This is a genomic window from Sphingomonas sp. FG14 (genome assembly GCF_057809675.1).
Window position 1 is genome coordinate 116,714 of record NZ_JBMDKK010000011.1, and the last position, 25,373, is coordinate 142,086.

17 protein-coding genes are annotated in these 25,373 nt (G+C 67.1%); 9 read left to right on the top strand and 8 right to left on the bottom strand.

What is annotated here, in order from left to right; genetic code table 11:
• Positions 1 to 23 precede the first annotated feature (23 nt).
• Together ACODTA_RS22275 and ACODTA_RS22280 are read right to left on the bottom strand one after the other, a co-directional pair.
• Positions 24 to 206 carry a YbdD/YjiX family protein gene (locus ACODTA_RS22275; protein ID WP_222989228.1) on the bottom strand — a complete coding sequence of 61 codons (183 nt, stop codon included), beginning with the start codon at positions 204 to 206 and terminating at the stop codon, positions 24 to 26.
• The gene (locus tag ACODTA_RS22280) at positions 203 to 2,251 is read right to left on the bottom strand and encodes a carbon starvation CstA family protein (RefSeq protein WP_489068736.1); all 2,049 of its coding nucleotides are present in this window, start codon (positions 2,249 to 2,251) and stop codon (positions 203 to 205) included. Before ACODTA_RS22280 ends, ACODTA_RS22275 begins: the two co-directional genes overlap by 4 nt.
• A 376-nt stretch (positions 2,252 to 2,627) precedes the next feature.
• On the opposite strand from ACODTA_RS22280, the gene ACODTA_RS22285 reads away from it, so the two are divergent.
• Positions 2,628 to 3,134, top strand: coding sequence for a DUF1993 domain-containing protein (locus tag ACODTA_RS22285; protein ID WP_489068738.1), 507 nt, complete (start codon positions 2,628 to 2,630; stop codon positions 3,132 to 3,134).
• A 161-nt stretch (positions 3,135 to 3,295) separates the two neighbouring features.
• Here ACODTA_RS22285 and ACODTA_RS22290 read toward each other — a convergent pair whose 3' ends face one another.
• Positions 3,296 to 4,543 carry a M24 family metallopeptidase gene (locus ACODTA_RS22290; RefSeq protein WP_489068740.1) on the bottom strand — a complete coding sequence of 416 codons (1,248 nt, stop codon included), beginning with the start codon at positions 4,541 to 4,543 and terminating at the stop codon, positions 3,296 to 3,298.
• A gap of 155 nt (positions 4,544 to 4,698) precedes the next feature.
• On the opposite strand from ACODTA_RS22290, the gene ACODTA_RS22295 reads away from it, so the two are divergent.
• Together ACODTA_RS22295 and ACODTA_RS22300 are read left to right on the top strand one after the other, a co-directional pair.
• Complete coding sequence (locus tag ACODTA_RS22295; RefSeq protein ID WP_489068742.1) at positions 4,699 to 6,060, top strand: serine hydrolase domain-containing protein; 1,362 nt, start codon at positions 4,699 to 4,701, stop codon at positions 6,058 to 6,060.
• Between the two features lie 32 nt (positions 6,061 to 6,092).
• On the top strand, positions 6,093 to 7,988 hold the full coding sequence (locus tag ACODTA_RS22300) for an amidase (protein ID WP_489068744.1): 1,896 nt from the start codon (positions 6,093 to 6,095) through the stop codon (positions 7,986 to 7,988).
• A gap of 238 nt (positions 7,989 to 8,226) precedes the next feature.
• Here the strand turns inward: ACODTA_RS22300 and ACODTA_RS22305 are convergent, their stop codons facing one another.
• From ACODTA_RS22305 to ACODTA_RS22315, 3 genes are read right to left on the bottom strand one after another with little or no spacing between them, the layout of a single operon-like run.
• The gene (locus ACODTA_RS22305; RefSeq protein WP_489068746.1) at positions 8,227 to 9,816 is read right to left on the bottom strand and encodes a serine hydrolase domain-containing protein; all 1,590 of its coding nucleotides are present in this window, start codon (positions 9,814 to 9,816) and stop codon (positions 8,227 to 8,229) included.
• 31 nt (positions 9,817 to 9,847) lie between these two features.
• The gene (locus tag ACODTA_RS22310) at positions 9,848 to 11,113 is read right to left on the bottom strand and encodes a dicarboxylate/amino acid:cation symporter (RefSeq protein ID WP_489068748.1); all 1,266 of its coding nucleotides are present in this window, start codon (positions 11,111 to 11,113) and stop codon (positions 9,848 to 9,850) included.
• Positions 11,110 to 12,732, bottom strand: a complete 1,623-nt coding sequence (locus tag ACODTA_RS22315; RefSeq protein WP_489068750.1) for an N-acyl-D-amino-acid deacylase family protein — start codon at positions 12,730 to 12,732, stop codon at positions 11,110 to 11,112. Before ACODTA_RS22315 ends, ACODTA_RS22310 begins: the two co-directional genes overlap by 4 nt.
• A 161-nt stretch (positions 12,733 to 12,893) precedes the next feature.
• On the opposite strand from ACODTA_RS22315, the gene ACODTA_RS22320 reads away from it, so the two are divergent.
• The 4 genes from ACODTA_RS22320 (at position 12,894) to ACODTA_RS22335 (ending at position 17,703) form a co-directional block, all read left to right on the top strand.
• Positions 12,894 to 13,832 carry a LysR family transcriptional regulator gene (locus ACODTA_RS22320; protein WP_489068752.1) on the top strand — a complete coding sequence of 313 codons (939 nt, stop codon included), beginning with the start codon at positions 12,894 to 12,896 and terminating at the stop codon, positions 13,830 to 13,832.
• Between the two features lie 132 nt (positions 13,833 to 13,964).
• The gene (gene dgcN, locus ACODTA_RS22325) at positions 13,965 to 14,975 is read left to right on the top strand and encodes an N-acetyltransferase DgcN (RefSeq protein ID WP_489068754.1); all 1,011 of its coding nucleotides are present in this window, start codon (positions 13,965 to 13,967) and stop codon (positions 14,973 to 14,975) included.
• Entirely contained in the window at positions 14,960 to 15,964 is a 1,005-nt protein-coding gene (dgcA, locus tag ACODTA_RS22330; protein WP_489068756.1) for an N-acetyl-D-Glu racemase DgcA, read from the top strand. Before dgcN ends, dgcA begins: the two co-directional genes overlap by 16 nt.
• A gap of 53 nt (positions 15,965 to 16,017) precedes the next feature.
• Positions 16,018 to 17,703 (top strand): amidohydrolase family protein, encoded by a 1,686-nt coding sequence (locus tag ACODTA_RS22335; protein ID WP_489068758.1) that lies wholly within the window; start codon positions 16,018 to 16,020, stop codon positions 17,701 to 17,703.
• 405 nt (positions 17,704 to 18,108) lie between these two features.
• On the opposite strand, the gene ACODTA_RS22340 is transcribed toward ACODTA_RS22335, so the two are convergent.
• Entirely contained in the window at positions 18,109 to 20,853 is a 2,745-nt protein-coding gene (locus tag ACODTA_RS22340) for a TonB-dependent receptor plug domain-containing protein (protein ID WP_489068760.1), read from the bottom strand.
• Positions 20,854 to 21,012: 159 nt separating this feature from the next.
• Positions 21,013 to 22,515, bottom strand: coding sequence for a serine hydrolase domain-containing protein (locus tag ACODTA_RS22345; RefSeq protein ID WP_489068762.1), 1,503 nt, complete (start codon positions 22,513 to 22,515; stop codon positions 21,013 to 21,015).
• Positions 22,516 to 22,786: 271 nt separating this feature from the next.
• On the opposite strand from ACODTA_RS22345, the gene bla reads away from it, so the two are divergent.
• Together bla and ACODTA_RS22355 are read left to right on the top strand one after the other, a co-directional pair.
• Positions 22,787 to 23,806: a class A beta-lactamase gene (gene bla / locus ACODTA_RS22350; RefSeq protein ID WP_489068764.1), complete on the top strand. Its 1,020-nt coding sequence runs from the start codon at positions 22,787 to 22,789 to the stop codon at positions 23,804 to 23,806.
• Between the two features lie 11 nt (positions 23,807 to 23,817).
• Positions 23,818 to 25,302, top strand: a complete 1,485-nt coding sequence (locus ACODTA_RS22355) for an amidohydrolase family protein (protein ID WP_489068766.1) — start codon at positions 23,818 to 23,820, stop codon at positions 25,300 to 25,302.
• Positions 25,303 to 25,373: the final 71 nt, after the last annotated feature.

The window sequence follows — 25,373 nt, forward strand, 5'->3', positions numbered from 1 at the left end:
GGGGAGGGGTGGGGGATCGAGCGTCAGCAGCAGCGCCCGCCGCCGCCGCGATAGCGGGCGTCCTGACGGTTTCGGAAGAACGCCGTCCGGTCCATCGGCGCGCGTTCGGGATGATGCTCCGCCATGTGACGCAGATAGGCGTCGTAGCTGGGCAGGCCGACCATCAGCCGCGCCGTTTCCGCCAGCTTGGCGAACAGGCCGCTCATTCGGCGGGCACCGCGATCGCCGGGATCTCCCGCGCGGTCGGCCGGGGATCGCGCCGCGCCGCCAGGCAGGTGCGGATCGTGAAGAACAGGATCGAGACCACCACGAACATGAAGAAGGCGCACAGCCCCGCATCGACGCGATCGTTGAACACGATCGCCTGCATCTGCGCCATCGACTTGGCGGGCGCCAGCACCTCTCCGCGCGCGATCGCGGCCGAGAAGATGTCGGCATGGGCGAGGAAGCCCACCTTCGGATCGCCCGAGAAGATCTTGAGCGTGCCCGCGGTGATCGTGCAGATCAGCAGCCAGGCGGTGGGGATCATCGTCACCCAGGCATAACGGTCCTGCTTCATGCGGAACAGCACCGCCGTCGCCAGCATCAGCGCGATCGCCGCCAGCATCTGGTTGGAGATGCCGAAGACCGGCCATAGCGTGTTGACCCCGCCCAACGGATCGGTGACGCCCTGATACAGGAAGAAGCCCCAGCCGCCGACGCACAGCACGGTGGCGATCAGCCCCGGCGCGATGGCGCTGGTGTCCTTGAACGAGGGCACGGCCATGCCGATCAGATCCTGCAGCATGAAGCGGCCCGCGCGCGTGCCCGCGTCGACGGCGGTGAGGATGAACAGCGCTTCGAACAGGATCGCGAAATGATACCAGAAGGCCTTCATCGCGGGGCCGCCCAGCACATGGCTGAAGATTTCCGCCATGGCGACGGCCAGCGTCGGCGCGCCGCCGGTGCGCGAGATGATCGTCGCTTCCCCCACATCCTTCGCCGCCTGGGTCAGCATGTCGGGCGCGATCGGGAAGCCCATGGCGGTGACGGCGGCGGCGGCGCTGGCGGCATCGGCGCCGAGCACGGCGGCCGGGCTGTTCATCGCGAAATAGATGCCGGGATCGAGGATCGATGCGCCGACCAGCGCCATGATCGCCACGAACGCCTCCATCAGCATCGCGCCATAGCCGATAAAGGGCGCGTGCGCCTCGCTCGCGATCAGCTTGGGCGTGGTGCCGCTGGAGATCAGCGAGTGGAAGCCGGAGACCGCGCCGCAGGCGATGGTGATGAACAGGAAGGGGAACAGGCTGCCCGACCAGACCGGGCCGCCGCCGCCCGCGAACTGCGTGATCGCGGGCATCTTCAGCGGCGGCGCCATGATGACGATGCCGATGGCGAGCGCGACGATCGCGCCGATCTTGAGGAAGGTGGAAAGATAGTCGCGCGGCGCCAGCAGCAGCCAGACCGGCAGGATCGAGGCGACGATGCCATAGCCGATCAGGATCCAGCAGAGCTGGACGGGGGTGAAGGTGAAGAACGGCCCCCAGACCGGCGACTGGGCGACGCTTTGCCCCACCACGATCGCCAGGATCAGCCCGACCAGCCCGAACAGGGAGACCTCCCCGATCCGGCCCGGCCGTATCCAGCGCGTATAGATGCCCATCGCCATGGCGAGCGGCACCGTCACCGCCACGGTGAACATGCCCCATGGGCTTTCGGCGAGCGCGCGCACGACGATCAGCGCGAGCACGGCGAGCAGGATCGTCATGATGACGAAGGCGCCGGCCAGCGCGATGGTGCCGGCGACCGGCCCCATCTCCATGCGGACAAGCTCGCCCAGCGACCGCCCGTCGCGGCGCATCGAGACGAACAGGATCATGAAATCCTGCACCGCGCCCGCCAGCACCACGCCCGCGATGATCCACAGCGTGCCGGGCAGATAGCCCATCTGCGCCGCGAGCACCGGCCCCACCAGCGGCCCCGCGCCTGCGATCGCTGCGAAATGATGGCCGAACAGCACGGTCCGGTCGGTCGGCACATAATCGAGCCCGTCGCCGCGCCGGATGGCCGGCGTGGGCCGCGCGGGATCGAGCCGCATCACCGTGCGCGCGATGAACAGCGCGTAATAGCGGTAACCGACCAGGAAAATGCACACCGCCGCCGTCACGATCCACAGCGCGTTGATCGTCTCGCCCCGGCTGGTCGCGACCACCGACAGCGAAAGGGCGCCGATGATCGCGAAGGCGATCCACAGGGCGTGCTTCTTCATCAACATCTCCTCCACGGGATTCGCCGGCTGGTTACGCGTCCCTGTTCGATCGATAGTCGGAAGATCCCGCCGATGTCAGCTTTTTTGAACGGATGCGCCGCGCGGGCAATCATTGATTACGCGCGGGCGGGTTTTCGGGCGTAAGACGCCCGCCTGAAAATGCGCCTTCGGCGCATTGCCGCACCGCCCTCCACAGGCATTCCATCGATGCTTCGCATCGCCGGAACCTTGGCCTGTTCCGCCCGCTCCCCCACAAGATACTGCCGTTGGAAGGTCGGGTGGGGGAGCGGGCCGGTGCGGCTCCGGAAATCTGCTCTTCCGCACATTTCCGAAAAAGGCTCTAAGACGCCGACTCCCATTTGGTTCGAGGTGCCTCATGTCCATTTCGCTTCACGACGCCAGCATCGCCGTCTTCATCCGCGGCTTCGCGAATCTGTCGGCGATCCTGGAGAAGGGGCGCGCTTATGCCGACGAGAATGGCATCGACCATGCCGAACTGCTGGAAGCGCGGCTCTATCCCGACATGGCGCCGCTGACCGGGCAGATCCAGCGCGCGAGCGACACCGCGCGCTTCACCGCCGTGCGCGTCGGCCAGGTGGAGCCGGTCGCCATGCCTGATACGGAGGTGAGCTTCGACGACCTTCAGGCGCGGATCGCGGCGACCGTCGATTTCCTGAAGGCGGTGCCGGCGGACGCGATGGACGGACGCGAGGATGCGCATGTCGAACTGAAGACGCCGACCGCATCGATCGACTTTACCGGAACCAGCTATGTGCTCGGCTTCGCGGTGCCCAATTTCTATTTCCATGTGACGACCGCCTATGCGCTGCTGCGCATGAAGGGCGTGCCGGTGGGCAAGCTGGATTTTCTCGGGCGGCGGTGAGGGATCCGGTGTTCCGGAAGGATAAGGCGCTCGATCAAATTCCGTTTGGACTGAGCCTGTCGAAGTCCTGTCCTTTCTTCGGCACCGTGTTCAGGAAGGGCAGGGCTTCGACAAGCTCAGCCCGAACGGTGGCGGGGGCATGCCTTGTGTGGTGACAGCCCTCACCCGAACGGCCGGTCGATCGATTGAATCGGGCCGGAGAAATAGCGCGGGCCGGCGGGCGTCATGTGGAAGCAATCCTCCAGCCTGATGCCGAAGGCGCCGGGGATGTAGATGCCCGGTTCGTTGGAAAAGCACATGCCCGCCGCCAGCCTGGTCGTCTCGCCATGGACGAGGTTGACGGGCTCGTGCCCGTCCATGCCGATGCCGTGGCCGGTGCGGTGCGAGGTGCCGGGCAGTTTATAGCCGGGGCCATAGCCGAGCGTCGCATAATAGGCGCGGACGGCGTCGTCGACCGATCCCGCCTCCGCGCCGATCCGCGCGGCGGCGAAGGCGACGGCCTGGCCCTGCCGCATCTGTTCGAACACCGCGCGCTGCCGCCGGGTCGCTGCGCCGAACACCATGGTGCGCGAGATATCGGCCTGATAGCCGTGCACCGAGACGCCGGCATCGAACAGGATCACCGTGCCGTCGGCCACGCGCTGCGGCTTGTCGCTGCCATGGGGATAGGCGCTGGATTCGCCGATCAGCACCAGCCCGCCATCGGTCTGCCCGCCGAGCGCGCGGCTGGCCGCGATCACCATCGCGTCGATATCGCCCTGGCTCATGCCCGCGACGATGCGGGGATGGACGTGGCGGAAGGCGGCGACCTGCACGTCGTTGGCGATCTGCATCAGCGCGATCTCGGCGGCGGACTTGATCATCCGGCAGCCGCGCACCACCGCCGATCCGTCGACGATGTGCGCGTCCGGCGCGGCATTGCGCAGCCCGTCGACCGCGAAGAAGCGCACCGTCTCCTCGATCCCGATCGATCCGGCGCTCAGCCGGTGTTCCTTCAGCCAGCCCGCGATCAGTGCGAAGGGGCTTTCATCCTCCTGCCAGACGCGGACATCGCCGGGCACGGCCAGGCTTTCGCGGATCGACGGTTCCTCGAACGCGGGCGTCACCACCAGCACATCCCCCTCCACCGGGATCACGGCGGCGGTCAGCCTTTCGCTGCGCCACCAGCGGATGCCGGTGAAATAGTCGAGCGACGATCCCGCCTCCACCAGCAGGGCGGAAAGCCCCCGCGCCTTCATCAGCGCCTGCGCTTTCGCGATCCGCGCCTGCCGTTCGGCCAGCCCAATCGGTTTCGCGCCGCCCGTCATCGGCGCGAGCGTGGCGGTTTCGGCGGTGGCCCAGGCAGGCAGCACGGGCAGCGCGGCGGCGATGCCCGCCATGGCCAGGAAGTGTCGGCGGTTGCTGTGCATTGGATCCCCCGGTTGCGCGCATAGCTTGCGGCTATGGGCTGCCCATGTCTTTGTTCTGGCGCTCTGCCCTGCGGACGGGACTAATCCGCGCGCGCCGCCGGGGAAAGCCATGATGGCGGATGGCGCGCGCGGATCACGAAAAAGAGGGAGCGGGCATGGCAAGATTTGTCACGGCATTGGTGATGGCGGCGCTCGCGTCGTCGGCGCAGGCGGCGCCGGCACCCTCCGCGCAGGCGGACAGGATCCGCGCGCTGATCGGCAATAGCAAGGGGCTGGACGCGCCGGGCTGCGCGATCGCGGTGCTGCGCGACAGCAAGATCCAGACCTTCGTCGCGGCGGGCGCGGCCGATATCGCGATCAGGCGTCCGCTCGACGCGGATACGCAGGTCTACACCGCATCGGTCGCCAAGCAGTTCACCGTGCTCGCGATCGCGCAGCTCGTGGTGGCGGGCAAGGTGGGGCTGGACGACGATATCCGCAAATATCTGCCCGAAATGCCCGTCTATCGCGTGCCGGTGACGGTGGCGATGCTGATCCATCACACATCGGGCGTGCGCGACATGCTCGAACTGGGCACCTATGCCGGCTATGCGATCGCGACCGATGTGAGCCGCGCGGACTCGCTGAAACTGGTGATGTCGCAGCCCGACACCGCCTTCACCCCCGGCACGCAATATCGCTATTCCAACGGTGGCTATCTGCTGCTGTCCGAAATCGTCGAGCGCGTCTCCGGCACGCCCTTCGCCGACTATATGAAGACGAACATCTTCGCGCCGATGGGCATGAAGCGCACCTTCGTGCTGACCGGCGCGCGGTCCGCCGACGCCAATGCCGCGCATGGCTATGTGCCGGAAGGGGAAGGGTTTCGCCTGGCCGACACCCATCCGCTTTACGGCGGCGCGGGCGGGGCGGTGTTCACGATCAACGACCTTGCCCGCTACGATCACGACTTCAATTTCGGCCACAAGGTCTGGACCCCCGCGATCCGCAAGATCATGCTGGAACCGGGCAGGCTCACCGACGGGCGGCCCGCCAACCAGCCCGACGCCATCTATGCCGGCGGGGTGATGCTGAACGGCGGCTGGGTGCAGCATGGCGGATCGGGCGAAGGCTTCAAGAACGCGGTCGCCTGGCTGCCCGACCGCAAGGTCGCGATCCATGCGCTGTGCAACAACGGTGCGGCGCGGCCGGACAAGATGGTGGAGGATATCGTCGATCTGCTCGGCGGGCTGCCCACCATCCGCGAGGCCGAACCGACGCTGGCGGGGCGCTATGCCAGCCCGGACCTGCCGGTCTTCTACACGCTGGCCCCCGAGGGCAAGGACAAGCTGACCGTGACGATCGAGCCGAAGCCCGGCGGGCCGGGCGCGCGGCGCACGATCGCGCTGACCAAGGCGGCGGACGGATCCTTCACCGGCAAGATGTTCAAGATCGTGCCCGACAATGACAGCCGCGGCTTCGCGCTGGGCGATGATCGCCGCCGCGCGGGCCTGTTCCGCTTCCGGCGGGTCGATTGAACGAAATCCAAGAAGAAAGTGGTGACATCCTGATGCGTACCCGTTGGCTTTTGACCGCGCTGCTGATCGCGGCCGCCCCCGCCGCGACCGCCGCCGCCGATCGCGGGGCGGCCAGGGTCGAGGTGTTCGAGGCATCGATCCCCGATCTGCAATCGGCGATGACGGAACGGCGCGTCACGTCGCGCCAGCTCGTCCAGGCCTATCTGGACCGCATCGCCGCCTATGATCATCGCGGACCGGCGCTCAATTCGATCGTGACGCTGAACCCGAACGCGCTGGAGGAAGCGGCGGCGCTCGACCGCGAGCGCGCCGAAAAGGGGCCGCGCGGTCCGCTGCACGGCATTCCGGTGCTGGTGAAGGACAATTACGCGACCGCCGGCATGCCGACATCGGCGGGCACGCTCGCGCTCGCCACCTACCGGGTGAAGGACGACGCCTTTCAGGTGAAGCGGCTGCGCGATGCGGGCGCGATCATCCTGGGCAAGACGACGATGCACGAACTGGCGATGAGCGTGATGACGGTGGCGTCGCTCACCGGCGAAACGCGCAATCCCTATGATCCGCGCCGATCGCCGGGCGGATCGAGCGGCGGCACCGGGGCGAGCATCGGCGCCAGCTTCGCGGCGGCCGGCATGGGCAGCGACACCTGCGGATCGATCCGCGTGCCCGCCGCCTATCAGAATCTGTTCGGCATGCGCGGCACCGCCGGGCTCTCCAGCCGCGCGGGCGTGATCCCGCTCTCCTCCACGCAGGACGAGGCCGGGCCGATGACGCGCAGCGTGACCGACCTTGCGATCATGATGGACGCGACGGTGGGCGCCGATCCCGCCGATCCGGTGACCGCGATCATGAACGGGCGGCCCGCGCCCGGCTATGTCGCGGGGCTGCGGCCCGGTGCGCTGAAGGGCGCGCGCATCGGCGTGCTGCGCGCGCTGCTGACGCCCGAGCTGTTCGACGGTGCGATGCGCGACAAGACCAACGAGGCGCTGGAGACGATGAAGGCGCAGGGCGCGGAACTGGTCGACGTGGCGCTGCCCGATCTCGATCCCGTGCTGAAGGCGGCGAGCGTGATCGCGCATGAATTCCGCTTCGATTTCGCCGATTATCTGGCGAAGCATCCCGGCGCGCCGGTGAAGTCGATCGCGGACATGGCGGGCAAGGGGCTTACCCACGAGGCGATCGACGCCCGACTGAAGATCCGCGCCACCACCGACAAGCGCGACGACAAGGCCTATGCCGAGGCACTGGCCAAGCGCGACGTGGCGCGCAAGATGATCCTTGACGCGATGGAAAAGGCGAAGGTTGACGTGCTCGTCTATCCCAGCGCGATGCAGCCGCCGCTCTTCTGGGGGGCGGAGGCGTTCGGCATCGGCACCTGCGCGATGAGTTCGGAAACCGGCCTGCCGGCCATGTCGATCCCGCTGGGGCTGAGCGCCAACGCGTTGCCGGTGGGGCTCGACCTGCTCGGCCGCCCCTTCGACGAACAAAGGCTGCTCAATCTCGCCTATGGCTGGGAACAGGCCGTGCATCCGCGCACGCCGCCGTTCAGCACCCCGGCGCTGGCGAACGGCAAGGCGCCCGGCGCGTCGCGCTTCACGGTGAAGACGGTGTCGGAGAAGGCGGCGGCCACGCCGGCCGCGAACATCGCCTTCACCTATGATCCGCTGACCGCCGACCTGCGCTTCGACGCGCGGATCGTGAAGCTCGGCCGCGACGAACCCGTGGCGCTGACCCTGCAACGCAGCGACGAGGGCAAGCCGGGCGCGGTGATCGCGCTGCTGCTGCGCGCGGGCCAGAGCGCGGGGGCGTCCGAAATCCGCCTCGACACCCGCGCCCGCGCGGACCTCGCCGCCGGGCGGCTGTTCGTCCATCTCTATACGCGCGATCACCCGCTGGGCGTGGGCCGGGCGGCGCTGCCGGCGCGGTAAGTTTCGCCTCTCCACCGCCCCTCACCACCGTTCGGGCTGAGCCTGAACGGGGCCGGCGTGCCGTCCCCTGCATCCGTTCGGGCTGAGCCTGTCGGGACGAAGTCGGCCCTAGGCCAACCCCTGTCCTTCCTTGACACCAAGGTTGAAGGACAAGGGCTTCGACAGGCTCAGCCCGAACGGTGAAAAAGATCGCGGGCTATCCTGAAGTCTCCCCCTCTCTTGGGAAGGGCAAGGAAGGTCAGTTCCCGCTGCGCTCGAACGCCATGTTGTACGCCCGGCCGTCGCTGACCTTCAGGCCGGTGACCTTGCCCGCGCCGTCGCGGACGAAGCTGATCAGGCCCATCTCGCTGACGAACACGTCCTTGTAGGACGGCGTCAGCTTGAGCGGCGGCCAGCCCGGGCGGTTGATCGCGATGCCGCTGCCGTCGCCGGAGACGATCAGCTCCACCGGATTGTCGATGCTGGCGAAGCGGCCGGTGAAATCGGCGGCGCCCGGCGATGCGACCGGTTCGACCTTGCGGAAGGCGACCATGATGCCCTCGCGCGTCAGGCGGGAAAGGCTGCCGTCCTTGCCGAAGATCAGATCGCCGCCCGGCGCGTCCCACCGGCCCGGCGAGACGGGCTTGAGCGCGCGGCCGTCGGCGGTGATGCCGTCCGCCGTCGCGGCGATGCGCAGGGGAAAGCCCGTCCGGACCTCCGCATAGAGGCCGGACGGGAAGGGGCCCTTGGCGACATAGGGCCTGGCCGGTGCCGCCGGGGGCAGGAAGATGTCCGCGACGCGGTGGCCGATCTCGGTGCTGTTCACCTCGCCGGCGTTGCACAGCAGCGCGATCGACAGTTTCTGCGCGGGATAGCGCGCCGCCCAGGCGCGATAGCCGCCGGTCGCGCCCGAATGCGCGATTTCCTGAAGCCCGTTATGCTCGAGCTGGACGATGCCGGCGGCATAGGCGATCGGCTTGCCGTCGTTGAGCACGGCGCGCGTCGCCAGCTTCTCCGAAATGCCCAGCGTGTTGCGGTCGAGCGCCTCGTTCCAGATCAGCAGGTCGCCGACGGTGGTGAGCAGACCGCCATTGCCATAGGCGTCCTCGATCACGTTATCGATATAATAGCCGTCGGCGTTCCGGTCATAGGCCTTGGCGCGGCCGGGGACGAGCCGGGCGTGATCGTCGCGCCATTGCGTGTGCGTCATGCCCAGCGGCTCGAACATGCGCTTGCGCCCGAATTCGGCGAGCGTCTGCCCGCTGACGCGCTGGACGATGATCGCCATCAGGTTGAAGTTGGTGTTGCTGTAGAGATAATGGTCGCCCGGCTCGAAATTCAGCCCTTTTTGCCGGCGCGCGATCTCCAGCACATGATCGTTGGTGGCGGTGCGGCTGTTGCGCGGCCAGCCCTCCAGCGCCGCGACCGAGCCCCAGTCGCGCAGCCCGCTGATATGGCTGACCATGTGGCGAAGCTGGATGGTCTTGCCGTAATCGGGCAGTTCCGGGATGTATTTGCGGACATCGTCGTTCAGGCTTAGCTTGCCGTCGCGTTCCAGCATCAGCAGCGCGGCGGCGGCGAACTGCTTCGATGTCGATCCCGCCTCATAGATGCTGGCGGGGGTGGCGCGCACGTCCAGCTCCAGATCGGCCAGGCCATAGGCGCGCTGCAGGATGGGCTTGCCGTTCTTCGCCACGCCGATCGCGCAGCCCGGCGATGCGCCGCCTGACCAGGGCGCGAAGATCGCATCGACACGCGCTGCGCTGTCGTCGGGCGCGGCGATCGCGGGGGCGGAAAGGGCCGCGCCGGCGAGAAGCGCCGCGATCAGGGGGGATTTCAAGGCTGGCATGCGGGGCTCCCGTTCGTGATGATGGCCGCCGTCATTCGACGGGCGCGGCGCGATAGATGTCGAGGTCGATCTCGTTCTCCCAGCGCGCGACGGTGGTCGCCGCCGCCAGGTCGCTGGAGACGTTGGGGATGGTGCGGATCATGTCGAGCGGGCGATCGATCGGCAGGATGAAGCCGACGAGCAGCGCGGTCTGTTCCGGGCTGATGCCCACGCCCGACAGCACCGCGACCAGCAGGAACAGCGCGGCGGAGGGGATGGGGGCGACGCCCATGGTGACGCTGACGATCGAGAAGAACAGCAGCGCATAGTCCGAGGGCGACAGGGTGATGCCGAAGCTCTGCACCGCGAACATGCAGAGCAGGCCCATGTACATCGCCGATCCGTCCATGCACATCGTCGCGCCCAGCGGCAGCACGGTGGAGGTGACGGGCGGCTTGATCCCCAGATTATGCTCGGCGACCGACATGGCGACGGGCAGGGTGGCGGAGCTGGAGGCGGTGGAGAAGCCGACGAGCAGCGCATCCGACGACCCCTTGAAGAAGGGCAGGACGGGCAGCCATGCGCCCAGCCGGACGAGCCCGCCATGGACGAGCAATGTCTGCACCGCCGATCCCAGGATGACGCACAGCGCCAGCCAGAAGATGCTGGTGAACGCGCCGAAGCCGCTGGCGCCGACCAGCGAGGCCATCAGCGCGAACACGCCGAAGGGCGCGGCCTCCATGATGATGCCGACCAGCTTGAGCATCACCGCCGTCGCGCCGTGGAAGACGTCGGCGACGATCTTGCCGCTGGGGCCGGCGACGAGGATGCCGATCGCGAACAGGATCGCGAAGAAGATGATCGACATCATCTCGCCATCGGCGATCGCGCGGATGGGATTGAGCGGGATGATCGACATCATCTGCTCGGCGAAGGGCCTGGCCTGCTGCATCGTCGCGCTGGTCGCGCCCGACAGCGACACCCCGGCGCCCGGCTGGATCAGCGTGCCGATCGAAAGCCCGATCACCGCGCCGGTCATCGTCAGCAGCAGGAACAGGCCCAGCGTCTTGACGCCGATCGAGCCCAGCTTGCGCGGATCGCCCAGCGCCGAGATGCCCGATACGATGATGACGAAGACGAGCGGCGCCACGAGCATGCGGATCAGGCGGACGAACAGGTCGCCGATCCACTTCACCTGCGCCGCGCCCTCGCCCCACAGCCAGCCGACCAGCACGCCGACGATCAGCGCGCCCAGGATGCGCTTCCACAAAGGAATATCGAACCAGTAGCGCCGGATCGCGCTCGCCCGGCCTGTCATGGGCAGGTGCCGGCGGGCGGCGTCTTGCGCAGCGCGCGGCCGGCGGCGGCGCCGGTCGGCTTGCCGCCGTCGATCGCGAGCACGCCGTTGACGAGCAGGGTGCGCACGCCTTCGCTCAGGCGATCGGCGTTCACATAGTCAGCCCTGGGGCGATAGGCGGCGGGATCGAAGACGACGATATCGGCGAAATTGCCCGCGCGCAGATGGCCGCGCCGGTCGAGCCTGAAGGTATCGGCGACGCGGCCGCTGCTGGAATTGATGAAGTCCGCCAGCGTGATCGCCTTTTCCGCCAGCACGTAGCGCGCGTATTTCTCGGGATAAGTGGCGTACATGCGCGGATGGCCCTGCGAACCGTCCGATCCGGTCATCACCCAGGGCTGCTTCATCAGCCGGGTGATGTCGTCATTGTGCATGCCGAACGAGATGGCGGAATTGGCGCCGTCGGGATCGAGGATGACGCGCAGCGCCGCCTCGATCGGATCGACATTCCATTCGCCCGCGATCTCGGCGAGGCGCTTGCCCGTCCAGGGCTTGTTCTTGCTCGGCAGCAACATGGTGGAGGGGCCGCCGCGCAATTTCAGGCTGGCCGCCATGTCCTGCCTGATCTTCGCCGCGAGCGCGGGATCGTCGAGCCGCTTGCGGAACGCGTCCATGCCGCCGGCGACCGACCAGCGCGGCACCAGCAGCGCGGCCAGGCTGGTCTGCGAGGCGGCCCAGGGATATTGATCGGCGGTGACGTTGATGCCTTCGGCGCGCGCCGCCTCGACGGCGGCGATCATGTCGACCGACTTGCCGTGCACGCCGGGGCCGGCCGCCTTGAAATGCGAGAAATGGACGGGGATGCCGGTTTCGCGGCCGATCCGGATCACTTCCTGGACCGAATTGAGCAGGCCGATGCTGTCCGATGATTCGTCGCGCTGGTGGGTGTCGTAGAAACCGCCGCGCACCGCCGCCTCGCGGGTGACGGCGATCACCTCCTCGGTCCTGGCGAAGCTTTGCGGGGCGTAGAACAGGCCGGTCGACAGGCCCAGCGCGCCTTCGCACATGCCCTTCGCCACCATCGCCTTCATCCGCGCCAGTTCCGCGTCGTCGGGCGCGCGCGCATCGGATTTCAGCACCGCCTGCCGCACCGCGCCGAAGCCGACATAGGCGGCGACGTTCAGCCCGTGGCCGGCGCTCTCGACATGCGACAGCAGCCCGCCGACATCGACGGTGCCGCCGGGCTGGCCGTTGCCGTCCGATCCGGTGAAGATCGTCGTCACGCCCTGCATCATCCAGGGCAGGTTCAGCCGCAGCTCGGGCGTGTCGCCCATCAGGAAACGGTCCGAATGGGTATGGGTGTCGATGAAGCCGGGCGCCACGATCATGCCCGTGGCGTCGATCACGCGGGCATCGCGGACGCGCGCCTTGCCGGCGGGGCCGACGCTGACGATGCGGTCTCCCCGGATCACGACATCGCCGGTCACCGGCGTCGCCGAGGATCCGTCATAGATGGTGCCGCCCCGGATCACGATTGTTTCGCCGCGTTCCGGCGCCGCGATCGCCGGCCATGCGGCGGCGAGCAGCAGCATCGCCGGCAGACCGGCCCGCAACCCTTTCCCTGGCTTCGATCGCGTCACGCCGCAATTCCCCCTGATATCATTCTTATCCGCCGAGCATCGCCGATCGGCGCGCGCGGACAAGCGAAGATCATTCCACGCACCATAGACGAAGGCTATCGGTTGATGTCCAGCATGCTCCGGTTGCCCGGCGGCCCGACGAAATGCATAAGGAAACCACGATGGCCCTGATGAATCTCCGTCATATCGAGGTGTTTCACGCCGTTTATCAGGCCGGCTCGGTCAGCGGCGCCGCGCGCGTGCTGCAAGTCTCGCAGCCGTCGGTCAGCAAGGTGCTGCGCCATGCCGAGAGCCGCGTGGGCTTTCCGCTGTTCCGGCTGGTCAAGGGGCGGCTGATCCCGACCGACGAGGCGCATATCCTGTTCAACGACGCGCGCGACGTGCACATGCGCATCGAATCGCTGCACGAGACCGCGAAGAACCTGCGGCGCGGCGCGGAGGGGCATTTGCGGCTGGCGGTGCTCCATTCGCTGGGGCTGGATATCGCGCCCGCCGCCGTCGCCAGCTTCCGCCGCGATCACCCCGACGTCTCGTTCGACATCAAGACGCTGCATAACGAGGATATCGCGCGCGCGCTCTACGAACGGAACTGCGATATCGCCGTCGCGTACGACGCGCCGCGCAATCCGCGCCTGGCGGAGGTGAAGCTGGGATCGGGCGAGCTGGTCGTGCTCTATCATCGCGCCGACCTGCCCGATGCGCCCGAGCGCATCTCGCTCGACATGATGGGCGATCTCAACCTGATCCGGCTGGTCAATGCCGGATCGGTCGGCACGCTGTTCAACCGCTTCGTCACCGACGACGCGTTCGGCCCGTCGAGCATCCTGGTGCAGACCTATTTCGTCGCCGCCGCGCTGGTGCAGCGGCGCGCGGGCTATGCCGTTGTCGACGAATATACAGCGCTGGCGCGGCTGACGCCCGAGCTCGATTATCGCCCGCTGGCCGACCGGGTGGCGTTCGACGTGTTCGGCATCCATCTGGCGGATCGGCCACTGTCGCAGCTTGCCAGCAAATTCCTGGAGACCGTTCGCGGCGCGCTGGAAGCGGCGCGCATCCCCCGCCGCGCGATCATAACCCCCGAGGGGCACCCCCGATCATAACCCCCCGAGGGGGCACCCCCGATCATAACCGACGTCTATACTTGCTGTCCGCCTTTGGGGATTGGCGTCGACTGGATTGTGAACGAGATCATGGCCACATCCAAAACAGAAAACATTGTTCGCGAGGTTCCAGTGATTCCACATCCATATCTTCTGTATCTCGGCAGCGCGACCGACGAGCTTTCGGTCAAGACCGCGCGGGGCGTCGCCGCCTGGCGGCCCGAACTCTGCCTGGGCGAAGCGCGCGACGCGGGCGGCACCGTCAGCATCGGCCTGCCCCAGATGACCGTCGAGGAAGCGGTGGCCAAGGGCGCCAAGACCGTGATCATCGGCTTCGCCAATTCGGGCGGCTTCATGTCGGCCGAAACGATCGCCTTCGCGGTCTCCGCGCTGCGCGCCGGGCTGAACGTCGCATCGGGCCTGCACCAGCGCCTGACCGCGAGCCCGGAGATCCGCGAGGCCGCCGAAGCCGCCAATCTGAGCCTGTTCGACGTGCGCGAGCCACCCGCCAACATCCCCGTTGGCAACGGCAAGCCGCGCGCGGGCAAGCGCCTGCTGGCGGTGGGCACCGATTGCTCGGTCGGCAAGATGTACACCACGCTGGCGCTGGAGCGCGAGATGAAGGCGCGCGGGATCGCCGCCGATTTCCGCGCGACCGGCCAGACCGGCATCTTCATCGCCGGCGCGGGCGTGCCGATCGACGCGGTGGTCGCCGACTTCATCTCGGGCGGCGCCGAATGGATCTCCCCCGCGCGCGAGGATGGCGGCTGGGATCTGATCGAGGGCCAGGGATCGCTGTTCCACCCCTCCTATGCCGGCGTCTCGCTGGGCCTGCTCCACGGATCGCAGGCCGACGCGCTGGTGCTGTGCCACCAGGCGGGCCGCACGCGCATCCGTTTCCTGGAAGGGCACCCGATCCCCGATCTGCGCACCTGCCTGGATCGCAACCTGGAAGCCGCGCGGCTGACCAATCCGGACGTGGTCGCGGTGGGCGTGTCGCTCAACACCTGGGGCATGGACGCCGAAGCCGCCAAGCGCGCCTGCGCCGAGGCGGAGGACCTGCTGGGCCTGCCCGCGCAGGACCCGGTGGCGATGGGCGTCGACCGGATCGTCGACAGGATCGTGCAATGCTTCGCGGCCTGAACGCCCAGATCGAGCGCTGGCAGCTCAACAAGCCGTTCCGCATCTCGCGCGGGGTGCGGACCGCGATCGACGTCGTCTCGATCACGCTTGAACAGGATGGCGTGATCGGGCGCGGCGAATGTTCGCCCAATGCCCGTTATGGCGAGACCGCCGAAAGCGCGCTCGCCCAGATCCAGGCGGTGGGCGACGCGCTGCGCGCGGGCGCGACGCGCGAGGAGGTCGGCACGCTGCTGCCCGCGGGCGCGGCACGCAACGCGGTCGATTGCGCGCTGTGGGATCTGGACGCGGCGCTGGGCGTGCCCGACGCGGTCGCCCTGCTTTCCGCGCCGCTGCCGGCGATCCACACCGCCTTCACCGTCAGCCTCGACACGGCTGAGAAGATGGGCGAGGCGGCGAAGGAGCTGCGCGGCATCGAGCTGGTCAAGATCAAGTCCAACAGCGAGGATACGGAGGCGTGCCTGCGCGCTGTCCGCGCCTCGCTGCCCGGCTCGCGCCTGGTGGTCGACGCCAATGAGGGCTGGTCGATCGAGCTGCTCGAGCAGTTGCAGCCGGCGCTGGTGGAACTCGACATCAAGATGGTCGAACAGCCGCTGCCTGCCGACCAGGACGGCGATCTGCTGGGCTTCAAGTCGCTGGTGCCGATCTGCGCCGACGAATCCTGCCACGTCGCCGCCGATGTCGAGCGGCTGGCCGATCGCTACGACATGGTCAACATCAAGCTCGACAAGACCGGCGGCCTGACCGAGGCGCTGCGCCTGCTGGCGGCGGCGCGCGCGCGCGACATGGGCGTGATGGTCGGTTGCATGATGTCGACATCGCTGTCGATCGCCCCGGCGCTGCGCGTCGCGGCGCATGCCGATTTCGTCGATGTCGATGCGCCGCTCTGGCTGCAATCCGATCTGCCGGGCGGCATCTCGCTCGCGGAAGGGGGCAGGGTGGTCGTGCCCGCGCCCGGCTTCTGGGGCGATCGATCGGTGGTGGCGTCCTGACGGTCGAGCGCGTAACCCTCTGATCCAAGGATTCGGCGATCGGGGGGTAAGCGATGCGAAACAGGGGCTTGGGCTTGTGGCTGGTCGGTGTTGCCGCCGCCGCGCTCGTTACGGGGGCGGCGATGGCACATGGCCAGTCCGCGCCCGCGGCGGGGCCGAGCGAGACCAAGGCGCTGAACGCGGGCGTGGTGCCCGCGCCCGCCCGGCGGCCCGGCGAGGGGCTTGGCCCGTTCCGCAAGATGGTGATCCGCGGCGTCACCGTGATCGACGGCACCGGATCGCCGCCGCGCGGCCCGATCGACATCGTCGTCGAGAATAACCGCATCACCGCGATGCGGCCGGCGGGCACGCCGGGCCTGCCGCTGAAGGCGGGGCGTGCGCCGAGTGACGCGGATTACGAGCTCGACGCCACCGGCATGTACGCCATGCCTGGCTTCATCGACATGCATGCCCATGGCAGCGGCACCGACAAGGCGCCGGACTTGTCCTACTCCTACAAGCTGTGGCTGGCGCATGGCGTCACCTCCGTCCGCAGCGTGCCGCTGGCGCCGCTGGAAGTGTCGCTGAGCGAAAAGCGCCGTTCGGCCGCCAACGAGATCGCGGCGCCGCGCATCTTCGCCTGCCAGCGGCCCGGCGACGGCGCGGGCTGGGGCGGCAAGCCGATCGACGGCGAGGCGGCGGCGCGCGCCTGGACGCAATGGGCGGCCAAGCAGGGCGTCGATTGCGTGAAGATCATGCTGCCCGCCGATTTCAGCCCGGCGGCGTTCAAGGGTGTGGTGGAGGAAGCCCGCAAGCTGGGGCTGGGCACCACCGCGCACCTGACGCAGACCGGGCTGTCGCGCATCGACGCGCGCAAGGCCGGCGCGATGGGGCTGGGCACCGTCACCCATTTCTACGGCCATATGGAATCGCTGCTGAAGACCGGCGCGGTCCAGCATTATTCGACCGATTATAATTTCAACGACGAGCAATATCGCTTCGCCGAGGTCGCCGATATCTGGGACCAGACCTATGAGCCCGGATCGGACGAGTGGAAGGCCTATCTGCGCGAGCAAAAGGCCAACAACGTCACCTTCGATCCGACGATGACGATCTATGCCGCCTCGCGCGACCTGATGCGCGCGCGCAATGCCGACTGGCACGAAAGCTACACCACGCCGCAGCTCTGGGACTATTTCCAGTCGAACCGCGAGAACCACGGATCCTATTTCTTCGACTGGACGACGCGGATCGAGGTGCAGTGGCGGCGCTTCTACGAACGCTACATGCGGCTGGTGAACGATTACAAGAATATCGGCGGCCGGGTGACGATCGGCACCGATTCCGGCTTCATCTTCAAGACCTATGGCTTCGGCTATCCAGAGGAGATGGAATTGCTCCAGGAAGCCGGCTTCGATCCGCTGGAGGTGATCCAGGCGGCGACGTGGAACGGCGCGCTGACGCTGTACGAGCCCAAGGGTGTGGCGGAGCCGCCGGTCGGCGCGCTGCTCGTGGGGCGGCTGGCCGATATCGTGCTGGTGAAGGAGAATCCGCTCCAGAACTTCAAGACGCTCTACGGCACCGGCACCCCGCGCCTGAACGAGGCGACGCAGAAGCAGGAACGGGTGGGCGGCGTCAGCTACACCGTGAAGGACGGCATCGTCTATGATGCCAAGAAGCTGCTGGCCGATGTGGCGGAGATGGTCGCCGCCGAGAAGCGCCGCGCCGGCTGGCCCGACAAGGGCGTGCCCAGGCCCTGACAATCCGGCCTGATCATCCGGCCCGATAAAAATGCGGCCCGCGAAGCTGGGAGCTCCGCGGGCCGCGCGTCCTAGGCCAAGGGAAGCCTAGAAACGAACTCTGGCGTCGAATTTCGAACAGGGGTCCGTCATGTCGCGGATCGCGGTAATGCTGGCCATTCACCGTCTCCCTTTTCGATTTCGCGTATTCGCATTGGGCCGGGCGCTTGTGCGTTTCTCCGACTCTCTTCTTGCATCAGCATCGGACGATGATGCCGCGATGTCCACAAGAATATCCTGATCAGGATGAAAAATTTCTTTGCGGGCTAGAGGCTAAGGTTATGGGCGCAAAACCGCCTTTCCTGGCCTCCATCTGGAAAAAGGGCCGGCCCGCTGGGTGCGGACCGGCCCGAAAACGTCATTCTATCAGAAGTTTACCCTGACACCGGCCGTGTAATAGCGGCCGATGATGTCGAGATAGGGCGAGCTGACCGCGCCGAGCGTCGGCTGACGATCGAACAGGTTCTGCACGCTGCCATAGACCGTGAACTTGGTCTTCTCGCTGGCGCGGATGTAAGCGCGCAGGCCGAGATCGACATAGGTGTGGCTGCTGATCCGCGCGTCCTGGTTGGCCAGCACGCTGGTCGGCGCGAAGCCGCCGCCGTCGATGTAACGCGTACGGAGGTCGGCGCCCATGCCTTCGCTCTCGTAGTTCAGCGTCAGCGACCCGCGCCACTTCGGCACGAGATAGGTGGCCTGCGAACCCAGGTAACCCGCGCCGTCGATGGCGAGCACGCCGTTGTCGACCACCAGCTTGTCGACATAGTTGGCGAGCGCGCGGACCTTGAGCTGTCCGTCGAGGCCGATGCCGTCGAGCCGTGTGCGATACGACGCCTCGAAATCGAGACCCGTGTTCTTGAAGTTCGCCACGTTGATGAACGCCGCGTTGATCGTCGTCATCACGCCGCTGCCGTCACGCACGATCTGGCTGCAGGCGCCCTGGTTGTTCTGCGCATAGCAGCCATTGACGATCTGCTGCGCGCTCAGCGTGGTGATCACGTCGTCGATCTTGATGTTGTAGTAATCGACCGAGAAGTCGAAGCCCGGCAGGAAGGTCGGACGGAACACGGCGCCAACGGTGAACGTGTCCGCGATCTCCGGACGCAGGTTCGGGTTGCCGCCGGTGAACAGCGTGACGTTGGTCAGCGGGCTGTTGGGACGGCCCGAATCCGCGACGCTGGTGAACAGCGTCGAACGCTGGCTGAACAGTTCGGTGAGCGAAGGCGCGCGGATGTCACGCGAACGTGTCGCGCGGATCTTGAAGCCCTCGACCATGTCCCAGATGCCGCCCAGCTTCCACGACCAGATCGCGCCGCTGGTGCTGTAGTCGGAAACGCGGACCGCGCCGTTGAAGCTGAGCTTCTGTACGAAGGGCAGGTTGGCGAGCAGCGGGATGTCGACCTCGGCGAAGGCCTCCTTCACGTTGTTGCCGGTCTTGTTGATGTTGACGCCGTTGATCGTGTTGTAGTTGTTCGCCAGCGAGTTCGCGTCGTAGACCGTCCGGAAGGCCTCTTCGCGATATTCGACGCCCGCCGCGACCGAGACCGGAAGATCCCAGAGCGTGAAGGGTTCGCCGCTGATGTTCGCGCCGGCATGGTCCAGCCAGGTCGTCGTCACCGCGTTCCAGGTGCCGGTCGCATAGGCGACCGCCGCCGGATCCGCGCGGCCCGAACCGAACAGGTTGAGCGGACGGCAGGCCGGATCGTCGTTGGTGGTGATCGCGTCGGCATTGACCGCGCAGACGATCGATCCGCCGCTCGACACCGCGTTGATCGCCTTGGCGAACTCGGCCTTCTTGGTCAGGCCGATCAGCTTCTGGTCCTGCTCCTGCTCGCCATGCGTGAAGAACGCGCCATAACGCCACTTGCCGTCACCGAAGGTGCCGTCGAAGCCGACCGAGCCCTGCTTCGTCACGCGCGCGTAATTGTAGCGCGCAAGCGACACGTCGGTCAGCACGCGGCCCATGGTGAAGCTCGTCTCGCCCGCCGCCGCCAAGGTCGCGCGCTGCGCCGCCGTCAGATAGGGGTTCGTGGCCGAGAAGGTGAGCTGCGTCACGCCCAGATCGGGGAAGAACACGCGCTCGTCGAACACGCGGTTGTAGCTGCCCTCAACCCAGACCTTCAGATTGTCGGTCAGGTCGTAGCTGAGGCGCGCGAAGACGTTCGTGCGCTCGATCGGCGCCGAAAGCGAACGATACTGGTCGATGTTGTAGCCTTCGCCGCCGATCATCAGCGACGCCGAACCGGGGCTGATGGTGCCGAACTGGAAGGGGCGCAGGCTGCCGTCGGGATTGAAGGTCTGCCCGGCGAGCACGCCGGTGCGGATCAGGCCGCCTTCGCTGCGCGTCAGTTCGCGCAGGTTGCCGGTCGGCACCAGCTTGCCGGCCGCATTCGGGAAGAAGCCCGTCGAGCCGATGCGTGGACGCGCGTTGCCGGGGATGACGCCCTTGTCCTTCAGATAGTCGCCGCCGATCATGAAGTGGCCGCGGCCGTCGGCGAACTTGAAGCCGGCGGATGCTTCGAAAAGATATTTCTGGGCGTCACCGCGCTCGGAAACGCCGGTCTGGGCGCCGAGCTCGAAGCCTTGCTTGTTGTCGTCGAGCAGGATGTTGACCACGCCGGCGACAGCACCCGAGCCATAGGCGGCCGATGCGCCGCCGGTGACGATGTCGATCTGCTTGACCAGCGAATAGGGGATGGTCTGAAGATCGTTCGAGCTGACGCTGCGGCGGCCGTTGATCAGCACCAGCGTACGGGCCGAGCCGAGGCCGCGAAGATCGGCGGGCGACTGGCCGGAGGAGGTAACCGTGTTGGTCGAGGTCGCGCTCTGCGTCTGGCGGAACTGCGGAAGATCGGCCAGCGAGGCGGCGATGTCGGTGCGGCCGGCCTGCTGGAGTTCGGCGACGCCGATCACGGTCGTCGGGGTCGGCGCCTCGAAGCCGGCGGTGCTGATGCGCGAACCGGTGACGACGATTTCGCTCGACGTGGATTCGGTATCGTCGGCGGCTTCCTGCGCGAACGCGGGGCCGGCGAAGGCGAGTGCGATGCCGAGAGCGACGGCACTGCCGCTACGCGACAATATATGCCAACGGGGTTGGGTTGGGGAGGTCATGCAGTGGTTCCCTTTTATGCATGGCGCCATGAGCTGGATTCATCTGTGCGAATCTTGCGCTCACTAACGCCCGTTTTGGCCGAAGCCGGACATCGGGCCGAAAACCTGGCCCAATCAGGATTTAAGTTTCTAAATTAGAAAGTCACAAACGGCAAGCCGTTACGGCTTGACCAGCCGGAAAAGCACGTGCGGCTGCGAGCTGAACGACAATTTGCGGTCATCGGCGGGGCCGTAGAATTCCAGCCGCTCGAACGGGCCGCCCGCGCGCGCGCCGGTCACCTGCTCGTAGATTTCGGGGCCGATCTGTTCCCAATAGGTCTTGCTGCCGCCCATTTCGGTGACGAGGCCATGTTCGCCCTGCGCCGAGACCTTGATGTCGTAAGCGGGATTCGGCGTCTCGCTATAGGTGCGGCGATTGGTGCGGTAGGATCCCACCGTGGGCGCCGCCTTGCCCGTCCAGCGCGCCGCGGGCGCCACGGGGAAGACGCGGCCGATCATCGCGTTCATCAGCTCGGTGCGGCCGCCATAGCTGCCCTGGCCGCCGGTGGTGGAGACGAAGAAACCGAAATCGGCCTCGGGCGCGAGCACCATGTAGGAATGGAAATCGGCGGTGTTGCCGCCATGGCCGATCAGGCGCGGGCCCTGCTCGCGCACGACCATGTAGCCGTGCGCCATCGGCTGGAGCGAGGGGGCGTTGCGGGTAAGGCCGGTGCGCATCAGGCGCATCGTCTCCGGCTTCAGGATCTGGACATTGCCCAGCCGCCCGTCGCCGAGATGCGCGAGCATGAAGCGCGCCAGATCAGGCCCGGTGGCGGACACCGAACCCGCGGGCATGATGTTCGAATAGAGTTCGTAGGGCTTGGCGACGAGCTTGCCGTCGACCAGCTTGTAGCCCGTCGCCATGTTCGCGGCGCGGTCGCCGGTCAGCGGCTCGCGGAAGGTAGCGCTCTTCATGCCGAGCGGGCCGAAGATGTGCTTGTCGATATAATCCGCGAAATTCTCGCCCGAGACGCGCTGGACGATATAGCCGGCAAGCGCCGAGCCATAGTTGGAATAGGAGGTCTCGACGCCCGGCTCGCGCACGCGCGTCGGAATGTTCTTCGGATTCTTGAGGAAGCTGTCGAGCGGGATCAGGTCGGAAACGCTGTCGGCGGTGATGCCGCCCAGATCCTCGAAGCCCAGCGAGTGATCGAGGAGGTGGCGAACCAGGATCGGGCTCTTCATCCCGTTGGTCGGGATCGTGAAGTCGAGATATTTGTCGATCGGATCGTCGAGCTTCACCTTGCCGAGTTCGACCTGCTGCATCAGCGCGGTCCAGGTGAACAGCTTGGAAACCGATCCGGGGCGGAACAGCGTCTTTTCGCCATCGACGGGAATCCGGCGATCGACATCGGCGAAGCCATAGCCGCGCGAGAACAGCACCTTGCCCTTCGAGACGACGGTGACGACCGCGCCCGCGATCTCGCGCGTCGCGATCTGCTGCGCCATCACGCCGTCGACGAATTCGCCAAGGCCGGCGAGCCGCGCGGGATCGATCGCGACCCTGGCGGTCTGCGCCGGCGCGGTCTGCGACATGGCGGGGCCGGCCGCGCCGAGCAGCAGCGACAGCGCGATCGCCGTTCCCGTCAAGGATTTCGATCGTGCGCCAAACCCGTTCCTCACCCGACTCTCCCTCTTGTCGCGATAACCTTGTGCGGCGCGGACGCTACACATCGGGATGCAATTTTCCTATCAGGATATTGACAGATTGGTGAAAAATTTTCGAAACGAGATTGAAATATAATAATATCATAGTGTTACAATCGAATATTCTTTTTGTTGCAATCGCCCGTCGTTGCGGCGAATGTCCTGATCAGAGAATAATCGGGGAGCCCGACCGGCGCGGCCCGCCCGCTCACTCGCATATGCACGCCGGATTCTAGGGAGGGTTTCCATGTCGAATCAAACGCTTCGCCGCGCGTTGCTGCCGTTGTTGCTGGCCGCGACCGGAGTCGCGCAGCCGCTGGCGGCGCAGCCGGCGACTCAATCCGCGGCCACCGCCGGGCTCGATCAGCAGATCGCACGTCTCGCCAAGGGTTCGGGCGGCGTGGTCGGCGTCGCGGCGTGGCGGCTCGACGGCAAGGGGCCACGCGTGCTGTACAATGGCGGCGAGGCTTTTCCGATGGCCAGCACCTTCAAGGTCGCGGTGGCGGGCAGGATCTTCGAGCGCGTCGACAAGGGCGAACTGAAGCTCGACCAGATGCTCGACGTGCCGATGGACATGTTCTCGCCGTCCGAGGTGATCGCCGACCGGCTGATCCATCCCGGCGTGAGCCTGTCGGTCTACAACCTGCTCGAACTGATGCTGACGCAAAGCGACAACACCGCGACCGACGTGCTGACCAAGGCGGCGGGCGGCCCCGCCGCCGTCACCGCCTGGGTGCGCGCGCAGGGCGTGACCGGCCAGCGCATCGATCGCGACACCGCCGGCCTGCTGCGCGATTTCTTCGGCGTCGGCCCCGGCCCGCTGACCGAAGCGTTCGAAGCGGCGGCGAAGGCCAATCCCGATCTCGAGCGCAAGGGAAGCCTGCCCGATCCGGCGTTCGACAATGATCCGCGCGACACCAGCACGCCCGAGGCGATGGGCACGCTGCTCACCCGCATCTTTTCCGGCAAGGCGCTGTCGGCGGCGAGCACCAAGGCGCTGATCGGGATCATGGAACGCTGCCGCACCGGCGGCGCGCGCCTGCGCGGCAAGATGCCGCCGGGCACCAAGGTCGCCAACAAGACGGGCACGATCGGCGGCACCGTCAACGATACGGGCGTGCTCACCCTGCCGGACGGCGCGGGCGAGATCGTGATCGCGGTCTATGTGAAGAAGAGCGCGGCGCCCGTGGAGGACCGCGAGCGCGCCATCGCGGAGATCGCGCGATCGGTGCACGATTATTTCCTGTTCTCCGTGCCCGCGAAGTGAGGGGCCGATATATGAAGACGATGTTCCTGGCGGCCGCCGGGCTGGCCGCGCTCGCGGCCCCCGCCGCCGCGCAGCAGACCTATGACGTGGTGATCGCCAATGGCCGCGTGATGGACCCCGAAAGCGGGCGCGACGAGATCGCCAATATCGGCATCAACGGCCGCAGCATCGCGGCGATCAGCGGCGAGGCGCTGAAGGGCCGGCGCACCATCGACGCGAGAAACCTGGTGGTCGCGCCGGGCTTCGTCGATCTCCACGCGCACGGGCAGAATCCCAAGGGCGAATATTATCAGGTGCTCGACGGCGTCACGACCGCGATCGACGCGGAGGGCGGGGCGATGCCGATCGCGCCCTTCGTCGCCGCGCTGTCGGGCAAGGCGCTCGTCAATTTCGGCGCCACCGCCTCGCACCAGTGCGCGCGGATGGAAGTGATCGCCAATGCGCCCTGTCATGGCCATTTCGCGATCAACCCGGGCGGCGAGACCAGCGACCGCAGGGCCTATACCGCGCCCGCGACGCCGGAACAGCAACGCGCGATCGTCGCCGCGCTCGACCGCGAGGTCGCGGCGGGCGCGCTCGGCTATGGCCTGGGCATCGAATATACGCCGGGCGCAGGGCGGAGCGAGATCTACGACATCTTCAAGGCGGCGGCGGTGACGCGCGCGCCCGTCTTCGTGCATGTCCGCAGCCGTCCGCTCGATCCCGCGCCGGGCGTGCCGATCGCGGTGGCGCAGGAAGTGATCGCCAATGCGGCGGTGACGGGCGCGCCGCTCCAGATCGTCCATCTCCATTCGACCGGCCTGCGTGACACGCCGACGCTGATCGACATGGTGAAGCGCGCGCGCGCGCGCGGAATGGACATCACGTCGGAAGCCTATCCCTACACGGCGGGCAGCACGCTGATCGGATCGGAATTCTTCCGCGACGGCTGGCAGGAGCGCTCGGGCATCAGCTATGGCGACCTGCAATGGCCCGCGACGGGCGAGCGGCTGACCAAGGACAGCTTCGAACGCTATCGCCGCGAACAGCCCAATGCGGCGGTGGTCATCCACATGATCCCGGAGGATGTGGTCGACGCGATCATCGCGGAGCCCGAGATCTCGATCGCGTCGGACGGCATGCCCTGGGTCACCTCCGGCGAGCATCCGCGCGGCGCCGGCACCTATGGCCGCGTGCTTGGCCGCTATGTCCGCGAACGCAAGACGCTGGACCTGATGGCGGCGCTGCGCAAGATGGCGCTGATGCCCGCGCAGCGGCTGGAGGCGGTCTCGCCGCAAATGGCGAGGAAGGGGCGGCTGAAGGTGGGCGCCGATGCGGACATCGCCATCTTCGATCCCGCCACCGTCAGCGATGTCGCCACCTTCCAGAAACCGATGCAGGCCTCTGTCGGCTTCCGCCATGTGCTGGTGAACGGGCAACCCGTGGTGCGCGACGGCAAGCTGGTGGAGAAGGTCTTCCCCGGCGAGGCGATCCTGGGGACAGCGAAGGGGCGGTAACCTTCAACTGGCCTCGTCATGCCAGCGCAGGCTGGCATCTCCCGCAGAATCAAGCGCGATCTGGTTGGCAG